We start from the raw sequence: 342 nt of genomic DNA, 5'->3' as shown, positions 1-342 counted from the left end.
CGTCCTACTCTCACAGGGGGACAGCCCCCAACTACCATTGGCGCTGAAGAGCTTAACTTCCGTGTTCGGTATGGGAACGGGTGTGACCTCTTCGCTATCGCCACCAGACTATTAATATTATATAAACTTTTGAAAGAAAATCAAGCATTATTTGCTATATTCCTTCAAAACTAGATAACGTTTTTCTTATCAAGATTCACAAGTGTCGTTCATTATTTTTGGGTTAAGTCCTCGATCGATTAGTATTCGTCAGCTCCACATGTCGCCATGCTTCCACCTCGAACCTATCTACCTGATCATCTTTCAGGGATCTTACTTGCCGAAGCAAAAGGAAATCTCATC

At 42.4% G+C, this 342-nt stretch carries 2 rRNA genes; both read right to left on the bottom strand.

Features of this window, described 5'->3' with window-relative positions:
- Positions 1-108, bottom strand: a 5S ribosomal RNA gene (rrf, locus tag ACQCT5_RS22960); the annotation flags it as partial.
- Positions 109-219: 111 nt separating this feature from the next.
- Positions 220-342: ribosomal RNA gene (locus ACQCT5_RS22955) — 23S ribosomal RNA — on the bottom strand; the annotation flags it as partial.

Source organism: Sutcliffiella halmapala, from assembly GCF_050107295.1.
GTDB classification, from domain to species: domain Bacteria; phylum Bacillota; class Bacilli; order Bacillales; family Bacillaceae_I; genus Sutcliffiella_A; species Sutcliffiella_A halmapala_A.
Note: the sequence above shows the minus strand (reverse complement) of the source record. Positions and strands in the feature narration are given on the sequence as shown.